This window comes from Marinobacter sp. UBA2688 (genome assembly GCF_002352785.1).
In the GTDB taxonomy this organism is placed as follows: Bacteria; Pseudomonadota; Gammaproteobacteria; order Pseudomonadales; family Oleiphilaceae; genus Marinobacter; species Marinobacter salarius.
In genome coordinates, this window is the sequence record NZ_DELU01000010.1 from 70,569 (window position 1) to 84,613 (window position 14,045).

Consider the following 14,045-nt stretch of genomic DNA (forward strand, 5'->3'; position numbering starts at 1 on the left):
TTTGAGTGTGCGAAACAGGACTTTGTCGATGTTCATATTCCACCTCCGGTGCTTGATAAAATTCTATTGGACCGGTGTTGGCGGAACAGACACAGAAGGGTGCTATTGGGGGAGTACAGTTTTAAGATACAGTTGACGCCAGCGAAACGGGTGCTAACCTTCCGTAGGTGCCGGGCTCCCATATAATTCATTTTTCAACATGACTACTTGTTTCGTGGCCGACTCGTGAGGGATCACCTGAAATATTCTATTTCCCTAGTTCTCAGCCTGTGTCTCAGCCTGGCGTCGGCGCATGCTTCCATACGCTCGGAATATGAAGTCAAAGCGGCGTTCCTCTACAACTTCACACGTTTTATTACTTGGTCAAATGGAGCAACCGCTTCCGATCCTCTTGATGTGTGCATCTACGGCGATGACCCCTTCGGCAACCTGCTTGACCCCATGCAAGGTCGTAAATCCCAGGGCAGGGCGCTTCAGCTTCGATACCCCAACGTTCCGGCCGATATCGCGGGATGCGACGTACTTTATATAGGGCAGTCCCAGTCCAGAAATGTCGACGAACTGCTCGAAATGGCCGAGAGCCACGAAGGCATACTGACAGTGAGTGATTTGCCAGACTTCATTCGCAAGGGCGGGATTGTCGGTTACGTGAAGCAGGGTAATGTTATTCGCTTCGAAATCAGCCTGAAAGCCGCAATGAAAGCGGGCCTGACCATTAACTCCAGGCTTCTGGAACTGGCGGTGAGGGTCCTGAGATGATGGGGCGGTGGCGATACTGGCGACTGAAAACCAAACTGCTATTCCTTACGTTGTTCACCAGCGCACTTGGCATCACCCTGGTCTGCGCGAGCCTCATCTTTGTTGAGAACCAGAATTACCGGAAACAGCTTGAATCCGAGCTTCATGTCATCGCCGGCATCCTGGCGGAGCAGTCCGCTGCCGCCCTGGTGTTCGAGGACAACGAGCAGCTGAGCAGTATTATCACCAGCCTCAAGCGTATCGACACTATTCGGCAGGCCTGTGTCTACAACCAGCAAGGGGACGTGATGACGTCTCTTTCAGGCCGGCCACAGGGGCAATGCCCGTCGGTTGGTTCGTCGTTGGAAGTAGGGTTCGTCGGGGACGTCTATCAGTTACTGATGCCGGTCACACTGGACAACGAAGTGGTCGGGCAGCTTTTCCTCTCATCACACCTTGAAGTTTTGCGGGGCCATATCCGGACCTTTGTATCCGTAGCCTCCGGTATCGGGGCGGTGATCCTCATCGCGCTGGTATTCCTGGCGCTCAGGTTACAGAGAATCGTATCCGAACCCATTCTCAAGCTTTCGGAGACGGCCGAGCGCATCGCCCAGGATCACGACTATTCCATTCGTGCGCCGGTTTCCGGCACCGACGAACTCGGGCGCCTGGGTAACACCTTCAACGAGATGATCAGCACCATCCAGCAACAGAACCGCCGGATCCTGGAAAGCCGTGACAGCCTGGAGCGCATCGTCGAGGCCAGGACCTCCGAGCTGAGCATGGCCAACCGTGAACTGGAGGCGTTCAGTTACTCGGTCTCCCATGACCTCAGGCAGCCCCTGAGAGCCGTTGAAGGGTTTGGGCAAGCCCTGGAAGAGGATTGTGGCGATCAGTTGAATGAGATCGGTAAGGATTACCTGAAGCGAATCCGCGCGGCCAGTGTACGGATGGCGGGGCTGATCGATGGGTTGCTTGTTCTGTCCCGCGTCAGCCGACAGTCCATGGAAAATCAGACAATAGACTTGAGCCAGATGTTGGAAGAAATTGCGGAAGAACTGCAAGACATCAGCGATGATGTGCCAACGGAAATTCTCATACAGCCGGGTATGTGGGTTGTAGGCGACAGCCGAATGCTGCGTGTTGCCTTCCAGAACCTGATGGCGAATGCCTGGAAATACAGCGCCAAAGAAGAAAAACGAATTGTCGAAGTGTTGTCTCGAAGAGAAGGGCGCTGGGTTGCTATTGAGGTTCGTGATAACGGTGTCGGCTTCGATATGAGGTATATCGACAAACTGTTTGTGGCATTCAATCGACTTCATACGCCGTCGGAGTTCGGCGGCACAGGTATTGGCCTGGCGACTGTATACCGCGTGGTTCGCCGGCACCATGGCGATATTTCCGCTACGTCGCAACTGGGTGAGGGGGCAAGTTTTGTTGTGAAGTTGCCTGTTTCGGGAGATCAGGGCTAGACTGTAGTCAGATTCAACCTATTAATGCAATTCATTGAAAGGGCAAATAAAATCATGGATGGCCATTCAATCCTTGTGGTTGAAGACAACCCGGATGATCAGGTTCTGGCAGTGCGAGCCCTCAAGAGTGCGAGCGAAAACAGCCCTGTCATCGTAAAAGAAGACGGGCAGGAAGCCCTGGACTTCCTGTTTGGCAACGATGCCAGGCAGCCGTGTAAAGATCTGGATTCGCTCGGTCTTGTTTTGCTTGATGTGAAGCTTCCCAAGGTCAGTGGCCTGGAGGTCCTGAAAGGTATTCGGTCCTCGCCACTAACCAATTGGCTGCCAGTCGTTATGGTTACATCCTCTGATGAGCCGGCAGACCTGTTGAATGCATACCGTCTGGGTGCCAACAGCTTTATCACCAAGTCGATCAATTATCGGGAGTTTACGGAACAAATGAAGTTGCTTGCCCGCTATTGGCTTTTTGTCAATAAAGTGCCCAAGGCAGGTGCGGTTCGCTCGTTATAAAAAGGTAAGGCCATTGACAGACACAGCCAGCCCTCTACGGATGTTGATCGTCGAAGATTCAGAAGACGATGCGCTGCTTCTACTGCGAGAGATGCGCAAAGGAGGCATAGCCCCCTATCATGAGTTGGTAGACAGCGAAGACCGTCTGTCCTATGCCCTTCGCCGGGGTAAGTGGGATATCGTCATTACCGACCACAACATGCCCGGCTTCTCTTCGTTCAGGGTATTGGAGCTGACCAAGAAGTACTGCAAGGACCTGCCAGTAATCATCGTATCCGGAACGATCGGCGAGGGCGTTGCCGTTACCGCCATGAAAGCCGGTGCGCAGGATTACATCATGAAGGACAACCTGTCCCGGTTGATTCCTGCCATTGATCGGGAAGTACGTGAAGGATTCATGCGCCAGGCCAAGCGTGTTGCCGAGAATGCCCTGGAGCATATGGCCTATCATGACAGCCTGACTGATCTTGTGAACCGCCGGGAATTCGAGCGGCGGCTGGTGCAGGCGCTCGAAGACACCCATAAAACCGGCCGTCATCATGTACTGCTCTATCTTGACCTTGACCAGTTCAAGATCATAAACGACACCTGTGGTCATGTGGCTGGGGATTACTTGCTTAAGCAGGTCGCCGCATTGCTGTCACTTCAAATTCGCTCTGATGATACCCTGGCTCGCCTCGGCGGCGACGAATTTGGAGTACTGCTGCGCGGTTGCGACGCGGTCCATGCACACAAGGTCGCTGAAAAGCTGTGTGAAGTGGTCCATGAGTTCCGCTTTGTTTGGCAGAACAAGCCGTTCTCGGTGTCGCTCAGCATCGGTATGGTTTTGATCAACGAAAACTACAACAGTGCCGGTGAGCTTCTGAGCCACGCCGACCTGGCCTGCTACGCCGCCAAGGATCGGGGACGCAATAACGTCCAGCTTTACGAAACCGATGACAGTGATATGCAGCAACGTCAGCGGGATATGAACTGGACCAGCCGAATTCAGCAGGCTCTGCAAAATAACAGTTTCTGCCTATGGCAGCAGGAAATGGTTGCCCTTCAGCCAGAAGCCAACGACGGTTATCGCACCGAATTTCTGGTCCGCCTGAACGAAGGGGATGACATCGTACCTCCAGGAGCCTTCATTCCTGCGGCGGAACGCTTCAACTTGATGACACGAGTTGATCGCAAGGTCATCGACCTGGCATTTGACTACCTTGATCGCACTGGGCTCGGGCGTGAGAGCACAGGAACGTTCTTTATTAATCTGTCTGGAAGCTCGTTTAACGAGCCAGAACTGTTTCTGTACATCAGCCAGTTAGCGGAGCGGTACAAGCTGATTCCCGAACGTATCTGCTTTGAAATTACTGAAACTTCCGCCATTGCCAATCTGAACGCGACTCAGAGGTTCATCAATTCCGCCAAAAGAAGAGGGTTCAAATTCGCGCTTGATGATTTCGGTGCGGGCATGAGTTCGTTCTCCTATCTGAAAGCCCTGCCAGTGGACTACCTGAAAATTGATGGTGGTTTCGTCCGCAACCTGCTGGACGACCCAATCGATTTGTCGATAGTCGATGCGTGCAACCGGATTGGCCACTCCGCAGGACTCAAGACGGTTGCCGAGTTCGTGGAGAACGACGAGGTGAGAGCCCGTCTGGTTGAACTGGGCCTCGACTTCGCCCAGGGATATGGGATTTCCATGCCTCGACCGCTGGAATAGCTACCTCTCCGCCTTTGTTCACACTTCAATAATGGACGTAACCTCCAAAAGGATTATCAATGCTCGAAAATGGTGACTTGATATTACGCTATCTGGAGCGTCTGGGTGTCGAGTATGTGTTTGGCGTTCCTGGCGGGAGCATTGAACCATTTTATGATGCGTTGGCAAGAAGTGAACGCCGGGGAGGCATTCGGACCATTACTGCTCGTCATGAATCCGGAGCGGCCTTCATGGCAGAAGGGTATGCCCGCGAAACTGGAAAAATAGGCGTCTGTTGTTCAACTGCAGGTCCTGGTGCCACGAACCTGTTAACCGGTGTCGCATCAGCCTATGCGGACGGCATTCCCATTCTCGTCATAACGGCGCAAACAGGGCTGGACAAGTTTGGCCAGGGTTCATTGCAGGAAACATCTTGCACAGGAATTCATACAGTCGAGATGTTTGCCAAATGTACGCGTTACAACACTTTGGTATCGCATCCTGCGCAACTCGAAACCAAACTGCTTCAGGCTGTAAGCCATGCTGTGAGTAATCAACCCGGGCCGGCACACCTTGCGATCCCCCTGGATGTAATGCGCCATCGGATTCCGGATAACGTAAAGGATCAGGCGCTCAATGCTTTTCTCAACCACGAAGTTGCTCCCAACCAGGCGTCCCTCCAGGCGCTGCTGGACGATTTAGAGTGCACCGATAAGGTCACGCTGGTGTTGGGTGAGGGCGCTACGGGGGCAAATGATATATTGGTAGCGTTGGCGGAATCACGTAATTGGCTACTCGTTACCACGCCGCGAGGAAAAGGGCTCGTAGATAGCTTTCATCCACTCTACAGGGGCGTATTCGGTTTCGCCGGCCACAATAGCGCGACCGACGCGTTAAAAGTGGAGAATGCGGATCGTGTCGTAGCCATCGGCACAGCCCTCGATGAAGTATCCACGTGTGGATGGGACCCGACCACCATACTGTCGGACCGCCTGATTCATATTTCCAGCAACCCTTCACATCTCAGCCGTTCAACAATGGCGAGGTTGGTAGTTCTGGGCTCCCCGAAACTCGTATTTGGAGCGATCGCGGATAAATTGATTGGTGACGCTACTGGAGAGTCCAGACAGCCAGTTACCAGCGATGCTCCCTTGCCGGAAAATACCCGTTTTGATGAACCTGAGGTTTGTCTTGAAAGATCGGGGCGCATTAAAGCCCAGGCACTGATGAATTTCATGAGTACGATATGCCCCCGGGATTCCCGAGTCCTTATGGATACCGGAAACAGCTTCCTGTGGGGGATTCATTACTGGAATGTTCGGCGCCCGAAAGGCATGCCAGCTGAAAGGAATCTGTTCAATATCGGGTTGGGGTTTGCTGCAATGGGCTGGGCGATCGGCAGTTCTATCGGGATGGCCGCGGCCAACCGGGACAAGCCGGTTGTTTGTTTTACGGGAGACGGCAGCTATCTGATGTCAGGTCAGGAATTGACGATTGCGCTCCAGGAAAACCTGAATGTATTGATGCTCGTTCTGAACGATGCTTCATTAGGCATGGTCAATCATGGACAGAAATTGAGCGGAGGGGAACGGGTCGCCACGCAACTACCAAGTGTGGATTTTGCCATGATGGCCAAAGCATTGGGTATTGAGTCTCACACAGTACAGACCATGGAGCAGTTGATAGACCTGGACATACCCGAAATTCTGTCACGTCCCGGCCCTTGCCTTCTGGATATCATCGTCGATGGTGATCAGGTACCTCCATTAGGATCGAGAATGAAGGTGTTAACCGGCTCGATACCCAACGACAATTAACTTAGGGGAAATCGCGTGCCCTCAGATTACGTCTATCACTCTGATTTCTGGTTTGAAGAGCCGGAAGAGTCCAACCCGTTTGCCGCTAAGGCCAGCTACTGTCATGGCTATGATGTGTATGGCCAGGTGATCGCCAAGGCTGGTTGGTTCGAGTATTTACTATTGATGTTCATGGGTGAACGGCCCCGGCCGGATGAAGCTGTGCTACTTGAGAAGCTTGCCCTGGTTCTTGCCAACCAGGGCCCCAAGGAAGCAAGCATTCGTGCGGCTATGAACGGCGGCGTGGCTGCCACTAACCATAGCTCCGCACTTATGTCAGCACTTGCTGTTGGGTCCGGTCTGTATGGCGGTTCCCAGGAATTGGAGATCTGTATCCGCTTATGGGAAGAATGTGGTCAGGACGTGGATCGCTGGAAATCAAGGCTGCAGGCCCCAGAGGAAGATGAAAGAGCCGACATATGGCCCGCGATAGAACATCCTCCAGGGTTTGATCCTAACGGTGATCAGATTCCAACCACGCTCCTGCAGTCGCTGGAACTTTTGGTGCAGTTCGCGCCGAAAGACGGAGCGTTGCACTGGCTGCAAAACCAACGCGGGGCCTTGGAGGAGTTCTTCGGATGCCCGATATCCATAACATCTGTTGCGGCGGCGGCGTTCGTTGATCTTGGTCTGGATCGTGACCAGGGTAGCATGCTTTATCTCATGCTTAGGCTGCCCGGTGCAGCGGTCCATGCGTTGGAACAACGTAAAATGGGATGGAAGAAATTCCCATTTTATAGCTCCGCCATTGAACTGGAAGATGATCCAGGGCCGTTTAAACAGCGAGACGAGGAGGGCGGACGATGAACCATGAGCAGCTACTTGAAACAGAAAGTCACTGGCTGACCCGTATCGGAAAAGCCTTTCTGACAGAACGTGTGGTTATGCATGGTAAGGATCTCCACCATGAACTGGATCATCTGGAATGGCTGCATCTATACCTGTACTGCATTCTTGGGAAAGACCCAGGAGAAAATGTCGCTAAGATGCTCAACTCCTATTGGGTTGGCACCAGCTATCCGGATCCATCTATCTGGCCCAATCACGTTGCGGCTTTGGCAGGCTCCGTTCGAACAACACCGTCTTTGGGTCTCATGGCGGGATTAAGTATTTCGGAAGCCTCTATATACGGCCGTCGGCCAGAGGTTAGAGCCCTTGATTTCTTCTACAGAGCAGGTAAATGGTGCGATGAGGGAGGAATGTTAGAGGAATTCGTTGACCACGAAAAATCCTTAGGGCGAATTCTTTATGGTTATGGGCGTCCGCTCGCGACAACAGACGAACGCATTGCGTTCACATTGGATAAAGCAAAAGAGTACGGCTTCTCTGAGGGACGCTACCTCAAAATGGCGTTTTCGGTCTACGAACACTTGAACACGACGTACGGATACTCGATGAATGTGGCAGCTGTGCACGCGGCGTTAGCTGCTGACATGGGGTTTAGTTGCGAGGAGTACCAACTTATCCTAACCCCTTGCTTCGTAGCAGGAATGGCTCCGTGTTTCCGGGATACCAAAAGTCGCCGCGAAGGTAGCTTCTTCCCGATCCGCTGTGAAAGTATCGTTTACCATGGCAGGGAAAAAAGGGACTGGGAAGGTTAGGCAGTCAGTGCCCGGCTAAAAGCTATAGGAGAGTTCACCGACTACAGTGCGCCCCGGCATGGGGAAGTCATTTGGAATGGGTGGGGCAGGGTCAGCAAACGGGCTGGGGTCTCTCACGTCCTCGTCGAAAACGTTACGAACGGATAGTGAAAGATCCAGCCCTTGCCATAGCCCCCGGGTACGAAGGGTCATATCGACGGTGGTGTAGTCCGATACGGGCTCTCTTTGGTCGCCAGCGGCCCTTTTTTGCTTGCCCACCCAGTTTACCTGTGAGCTCAGCAACCATTGTGGTGATACCGTCCAGTCAACTCGGGTGTAAATCTGATGATTAGGGGCTTCGCCAACCGATTGCCCGGTGCCTTCGTCTTTTGCCGTTTGATAAGCGTAGTTCGCTTGCAATGACAGGTCTTCGTACACCTGATACGTCAACTCGAGTTCGCCACCGTGCCCGGTACGTTGGCCCGCATTTCTATATTGCGTGGCAATGAGCCCTGACATTGGGACCGCGTTAATAAGATCATCAATTTCATAGTAGAACAGGTTAACCCCGTAGAGCAGTTGGGCTGTAATCTGATGAGAAACGCCTATCTCGAACGTGTCGATGGTTTCTGCGTCAAGCTCGTCGTTACCCATGAACACCGGGTTATTGGCGACATATAGCTCGTTCAGTGATGGGGCCCGAAATGCCCGGCCATAGAGCAGCTTGGTCGTGATGTTATCGGTAGTTGCCCATATCAGGGCAGCTCTTGGGTTTAACGTGTTGCCGAAGTCAGAATAGTCGTCAAAACGAATGCCGCTGACCAATTGCCAGTTTTGTGCAAACTGCCATTCATCTTGAATGAACGCATAGTAGTTCGTGCGGTCTTCCTCAGGCATCCAGACTTCCGTTGGGTCATCAGACACATCCACTACACTGCCTTTGGGGCTGAAATCCGGGTTGAAGTTCTTGCGTTCAGTAACTTCATAAAGATCCGCCCACAAAGTACCAATCCCGGTGTGTATGCGGTGGTTTTCGAGGCCCCGATAAATAGCGTTCAGATCAAACCTAAACTGATTCTCTTTATAGCCGGGACTTCCAATCAGGCCCTCAGGGAAGTTTCCGTTAAACGCACCTGGTGGATAGAGAACGATGTCGTTCTCCGGATCCTGCGTTATATTGAAGTAAGAGACCCGTGCCTCGACATCAAGGCCTTCGGCCAGATCAGACCACCGATAACTGTAATCGGCATTCACACGTCGAGACGAGAACTGTCCTTCAGGATCCAACGCCTGCGCAACGCCTGGGCCGGTGCCGAGATTTCCTCTGTCCTGCAGGCCTGCCCGAAAAGTCCATTGCTGTCCGCTCAATTCGAATCGAGCATCTACTTGGTCGACACCTGTATTGACTGGGCCGGGGGCCAACGACGCTGACGTACCAAACGTTTCGTCGAAGTTGGTCTGCGCATCACGTTCTATAGTTTCATCCCAACCATCCGTCGTTTGATATTCCAGTACCAGGCTGAGCCCCATATCGCCGATTTGGTGGCCCGACTCCAACCAGGCTCCCTGTGTATCAAAGCTGCCAACTCTGCCACCGACGGTTTGGTCGTTGATCGATTGATGGTTCTTTGTAGTGATATTAATGACACCGGAGTAGGCATCGGCCCCATAAAGAGCCGAGCCTGGGCCCCGAATGACTTCAATTCTCTCAATGGCCTTCACGGGCATACCGCCCCAGGCGTTGCCACGGTTCCCATACATCATGGTGGTTGTAGGAATGCCGTTGATAAGAAGAAGCGCTTGGGCGTTATTGCTGGAAGTAATGCCCCGAAACACGTATTTGGGCGAGAACGCCTGATCAGAGTGATTCACATGGAGCCCAGGCACTGTTTCAAGTACCTGGTCCAAGTCCGTGGCGCCCATGGCTGCAATATCGTCCGCATTAATGACCGAAGTGATTGCAGCGGCCTTATCGAGAGGTGTTTCGGTTCCAGAGGCGATTGAGACAACACGAATTTGACCAAGCTCTTCCAAGGGAATGTCCCAAAGGGAATCATCCGCGGCAACAACGATGGAAGAGGTTGAATAGCAAAGAACGGCGGCTACCACCCTCGAAACCACCTTGGGGCGTAAAGCTCTGCTTAGGGGCGATAGACGTTCCTGCATGCGCAATCTCAGCACTTTGCTCTTAGCATTATTTGAAACGATTCAGTCAACGATTGCACTCCGAGACCTGCTACTGACAAACCTGGCGGTCACACTGCCAAGGATGGCACATTTCTTAGCCAAACAGCGATGAAAAATGCAAGCTGAATAGGAGTTTAGCTGCATTCATCGTATAAGCAAGTCTTAAACGGCATGGAACCTAACGATACGATCAAACTCGCATTACTCGGCAGGAGGAGGGGAGCAGGGCGCCGCCGTGGCGTCCCAGTTGACCAGTTTATCTTCCAGTATCTGCGCAGTTACTGGTGTGCTGTTCTCGGCGACCGCTTTCTCAATAATGGCTTGGTACCTCCCGTTGTTGCGCAACGTCGCTAATCCATCATTGAACGCCTGCCTGAGGCCGGCTGACTCCGCGTTAAACAGCACGTGGTAAAACGCCTTCCGGAGTGGTTTGGGATGAAACGTCAGTTGATAAGCCTGGGAAGTAAACTGGTTTCTTATCATCGCTTCACCCACAACGGGGTCCATGGGAAACAAATCAATGCGACCAAGGAGCAGCTTCTTGAAATTAGCCGCGTCAGAAGTGGTGACGTCAGCGTCGACGAGACCACTCTCAATAACATCACTGAGTGTTTCGCCGTAACTGTAATCCTGTGTCAGACCAACTTTCTTTCCTTTCAACTCTACAAGGGCTTCCCAGTCAAAAGCCTCGGCAGCGCGGTGATAGAAAACGTATTGATAGGGCAGTAAAGGAGAAGAGAACAGGAAGTCACGGCTTCTTGATTCGGTGCAAGACCAGATCGCCGAGGCCTGATATTTTCCCGATTTGGTCATTGCCAGCGCCCGCGACCAGGGAAGAAATGCAAAATCTACGTCGACACCTTCGCTTTCAAAGGATTCACGAATAATCTGGGAGACAAAACCGCCACCAGGTAGATCTTCGCTCAGGTACGGCGGCCAGTGCCCGGTGCTGATTTTGATGGTGTTCGCTCCAAGCAACGTCGGACTAAACGACACAAATATCAGAATCATTAGGTGCTGTAGGTACTGAAAGTACCGGCATCTCTTTTGGCCTTTCATTTGTCCAAAATCCCGAAATTCCTGCGTTGGAGGATCCACATTTTATACCGTCATCAAACCTCGCAAACATGACAAAGCCATGTTTCTCGCAACATTATGTAAACGACAACCTGCGAAGAACCGTCACCAAGTGTTATAGAAACGTTATGTTTGGGGAGGAACCAAAGCCGGCACCTTTTGCTCTGATCCATTAATACAGATGGCTAATCCGATGAGAGGTTCCCATGACAAAATGGTTTATTGCGTTGCTTTTCTTACTGCCGTCGTTTGCCAGCGCCGCAGAGTGGACTAGTGGAACGAGTAAAACCGACGTTGTTGAGCTGTTTACCTCAGAGGGATGCAGCAGCTGTCCTCCCGCTGATCGTTGGCTGGGCTCTTTGAAGAGCAGCCCTGAGCTGTTCAAAGAATTCGTTCCAATGGAGTTCCACGTTGACTACTGGGATTACATCGGCTGGAAAGACCCGTTCGCAAAAGCTGCTTACAGCGAACGCCAGCGGAATTATGTGCGTGAAGGGCACGTTAGCCAGTCTTATACTCCGGGAATCGTTATCAACAACAAAGAATGGCGCCAATGGTTTCGAGGGCAACGAACCTGGACAGACGACACCAAACAGGTTGGGGTACTCAAGGCTAGCGTTAATGACAAACGCCGCTTTAAGGCGGAATTTGATGGCGAGAAGGCTGGCCAGTTGCATATAGCCATACTCGGTATGGGGTTAACAACATCCGTGAAAGCTGGAGAAAACCGCGGCCGGGAACTCACACACGATTTCGTGGTGTTGAAGTTAATAACAGTACCTGGAGAGAAAAGCTGGACCGTTACACTTCCAGAGTTCCCCGAAAAAGGGCAGAAACGAAATGCCATCGCGGCCTGGGTAACACCCAGCAATTCACAGACGATTCTGCAGGCAGTGGGTGGTTACGTCGATTAACGGCTAGCCGTAGTCGGTTTTTATCTTTCAGCCTGGTGATGGCTTTCTTTATAAAGCACACGAGCGAGATCTTCTGGCAAAGGCATTGGCGCAAACGGACTGACGTTCGCACGCCCGGTATTTCCAAGGGGAACCCATATGCGAGAAAACAACAATGCGGCGAACGTTCGAGTAAGCTGCCCAACGACTTCCCGCATGTCACGCGTACGCCAGCCGAGTTTGAGCATGCGAATGTGGGTCCTTGTGTGCGCCCAAGCATACTTCTGGCTCAGAATATGAGCTCGCTCAAGGTGGGCGAACGCCTTTGAAAAGTTACGCGACTCTTCAGCTTCGCACGCCGCGGTGAGTTCCACGTTATAAGCCTGTTTCAGTTCAGTTTTCATTTCAGAAATGCTCCCATTAAATCTGCGCCGTCAGTGGGTATCAAAAACCCTGTAGTAGCTGCAGAGTCAATGGTTTGAAGAAGGTGGCGTATGGGAAGAGAGGGGAATTTGACCGGGGCTGCTGTTCCTACCTTTAAAGAGCTACGTACACCATTTAACATAATATACATTATGCGCAGCATTGTGCTTCAACCTTGGTAGAGATTTGACCACCGATGTTGTACTAAATCCGGCGCTTGACCGCCTCAGCAACGGAACTACCTCCTTGTCCAGATGATTAGGCTGGCATGTATCACGCCATTTTCACTACTGGATCCGGTACAGGAATCGTTCCTGGATCGAAAAGAGAAAGCCCGGAGGCTTCATTGGCACTTTCGGAGCATATGGCTTGTCGTACTCTGACGCAGAACTCCTTGAAGACTTTCGTGCGGTCGGTGCAGCGATCCTTGCAAACAAGCACTTTAGGGGTGCTTCGTGCAGATTCCGAGACCTTCCTGAATCTCTGTCGCGCCCGCCCATTTCAGCCAATACCTGCCAGTTTTTCAACGATTCGTGGATTTATCCGTTATAGAGCGAGTCGGGGCGTCAAATTTACAATCATATCGAGCGCGCTCTCATCTCTGAACCATTGCCTCTAGCGCCAGACTGATAACCACCCTGCCCGCCTCTGAAAAAAAACCTTTGCGATGACTTGTCATGAGGCTGTGACGCTGAACACTGCGCTGGCTCTCGCTATGCGCTTTGAACCGACATGGAAATAACAGTTGGTGAACGCGGTACTGCGCCCAACTTTTTGAACGTCCGTATGAACCTCAATCCAATCTCCTTTTTCTGCTTTGCCCACATAATCCACGGTCTGGCTCGTGGTAACGATTGGCGTCGGCGGCTCTGTAGAGAACGCTGCACTATACCCCATAGCAATATCAGCGAGAGTACCGAAAAGACCCCCGTGGACGATGCCCCGAGCGTTGCAATGTTTCTCCTCTGCGACCAGCCCAATAACCAGGCCGGCTGCGTCCACTTTCTGGTAAATAGGGCCGAGCAATTCAGTTAACGGGCTCGTGCGTGACAGTGGTTCAAATCCTTCTCGTACTGCATTCATGCTCGATTCCTTTTCTTTACTCTTAACGCAAAGCCTTGCGGCAATCTTGGAGCCGCGAAGCTTTGGAAAGTTGTCCGGCAATAGCGCCTTTTACGGCTTTTCTGTTTCTCAGACTACCTTGGACTGGCCGCTCAACGGAACGACTAGGCGGCCGAACCAGCCTGCTCATCTGACAGAATCTCGTGCGTAACGTTGTCGACGACGACAGGAGTTTCGAAGTACGTCACCAAAGGATCTGTGCCGTACTTCTCGCGCACGAAAGCGCGCCAACTTTCGGTATACATTGCCTCAGCTTCTTCTTGCGAGTTCCAGAGGTAGACACCACCGGCCGTGCTGCCATCTTGCGACAAGACGTAGCATTTACGATAAAGGCCAGCTACGTCCTGATACTTCGGAGCCGTGCTCAGAAAAATAATTCGTGCCTCTTCCTGCGTAATTGGCGTTGACAAACGAAACGTAGTAATAACGGTGATCATTGGAGTTGCTTCCTATATGGTAAATACCGTGAGTGACGCCCAAGTGCATGCAGTCAGCGTACGCTA

At 52.2% G+C, this 14,045-nt stretch carries 13 protein-coding genes; 8 read left to right on the forward strand and 5 right to left on the reverse strand.

All coding sequences use genetic code 11. The features are described 5' to 3' along the window. Positions 1 to 225 precede the first annotated feature (225 nt). Genes B3M52_RS05100 through B3M52_RS05130 form a run of 7 tightly spaced genes read left to right on the forward strand, consistent with a single transcriptional unit; the run spans position 226 to position 7,861 of the window. Positions 226 to 759, forward strand: a complete 534-nt coding sequence (locus tag B3M52_RS05100) for a YfiR family protein (protein WP_157132739.1) — start codon at positions 226 to 228, stop codon at positions 757 to 759. Continuing rightward, positions 756 to 2,210: an ATP-binding protein gene (locus B3M52_RS05105; RefSeq protein WP_007152169.1), complete on the forward strand. Its 1,455-nt coding sequence runs from the start codon at positions 756 to 758 to the stop codon at positions 2,208 to 2,210. Before B3M52_RS05100 ends, B3M52_RS05105 begins: the two co-directional genes overlap by 4 nt. A 54-nt stretch (positions 2,211 to 2,264) precedes the next feature. Beyond that, positions 2,265 to 2,720 (forward strand): response regulator, encoded by a 456-nt coding sequence (locus B3M52_RS05110; protein ID WP_036207564.1) that lies wholly within the window; start codon positions 2,265 to 2,267, stop codon positions 2,718 to 2,720. A gap of 13 nt (positions 2,721 to 2,733) precedes the next feature. Beyond that, on the forward strand, positions 2,734 to 4,425 hold the full coding sequence (locus tag B3M52_RS05115; RefSeq protein WP_226909918.1) for an EAL domain-containing protein: 1,692 nt from the start codon (positions 2,734 to 2,736) through the stop codon (positions 4,423 to 4,425). A 59-nt stretch (positions 4,426 to 4,484) separates the two neighbouring features. Further along, entirely contained in the window at positions 4,485 to 6,221 is a 1,737-nt protein-coding gene (locus B3M52_RS05120; protein WP_127401303.1) for a thiamine pyrophosphate-binding protein, read from the forward strand. A 15-nt stretch (positions 6,222 to 6,236) separates the two neighbouring features. Continuing rightward, on the forward strand, positions 6,237 to 7,067 hold the full coding sequence (locus tag B3M52_RS05125) for a citryl-CoA lyase (RefSeq protein WP_127401301.1): 831 nt from the start codon (positions 6,237 to 6,239) through the stop codon (positions 7,065 to 7,067). Beyond that, a complete protein-coding gene (locus tag B3M52_RS05130) occupies positions 7,064 to 7,861 on the forward strand; it encodes a citrate/2-methylcitrate synthase (protein ID WP_127401299.1) in 798 nt (265 codons plus the stop codon). The genes B3M52_RS05125 and B3M52_RS05130 overlap by 4 nt, the downstream gene beginning before the upstream one ends. Before the next feature lie 15 nt (positions 7,862 to 7,876). On the opposite strand, the gene B3M52_RS05135 is transcribed toward B3M52_RS05130, so the two are convergent. Both B3M52_RS05135 and B3M52_RS05140 read right to left on the reverse strand, forming a co-directional pair. Beyond that, positions 7,877 to 10,006 carry a TonB-dependent receptor plug domain-containing protein gene (locus tag B3M52_RS05135; protein WP_256713541.1) on the reverse strand — a complete coding sequence of 710 codons (2,130 nt, stop codon included), beginning with the start codon at positions 10,004 to 10,006 and terminating at the stop codon, positions 7,877 to 7,879. 222 nt (positions 10,007 to 10,228) lie between these two features. After that, positions 10,229 to 11,038, reverse strand: a complete 810-nt coding sequence (locus B3M52_RS05140; RefSeq protein ID WP_151982217.1) for a substrate-binding periplasmic protein — start codon at positions 11,036 to 11,038, stop codon at positions 10,229 to 10,231. Between the two features lie 272 nt (positions 11,039 to 11,310). On the opposite strand from B3M52_RS05140, the gene B3M52_RS05145 reads away from it, so the two are divergent. Beyond that, positions 11,311 to 12,018 (forward strand): DUF1223 domain-containing protein, encoded by a 708-nt coding sequence (locus B3M52_RS05145; RefSeq protein WP_151982215.1) that lies wholly within the window; start codon positions 11,311 to 11,313, stop codon positions 12,016 to 12,018. A 20-nt stretch (positions 12,019 to 12,038) separates the two neighbouring features. Here B3M52_RS05145 and B3M52_RS05150 read toward each other — a convergent pair whose 3' ends face one another. The 3 genes from B3M52_RS05150 to B3M52_RS05160 all read right to left on the reverse strand — a co-directional run bounded on the left by B3M52_RS05150 (position 12,039) and on the right by B3M52_RS05160 (position 13,979). Continuing rightward, a complete protein-coding gene (locus B3M52_RS05150) occupies positions 12,039 to 12,401 on the reverse strand; it encodes a DUF3703 domain-containing protein (protein ID WP_007152178.1) in 363 nt (120 codons plus the stop codon). A gap of 694 nt (positions 12,402 to 13,095) precedes the next feature. Then, on the reverse strand, positions 13,096 to 13,503 hold the full coding sequence (locus B3M52_RS05155) for a PaaI family thioesterase (protein ID WP_151982201.1): 408 nt from the start codon (positions 13,501 to 13,503) through the stop codon (positions 13,096 to 13,098). A 143-nt stretch (positions 13,504 to 13,646) separates the two neighbouring features. Beyond that, positions 13,647 to 13,979 (reverse strand): YdhR family protein, encoded by a 333-nt coding sequence (locus tag B3M52_RS05160; RefSeq protein WP_151982199.1) that lies wholly within the window; start codon positions 13,977 to 13,979, stop codon positions 13,647 to 13,649. Positions 13,980 to 14,045 lie beyond the last annotated feature (66 nt).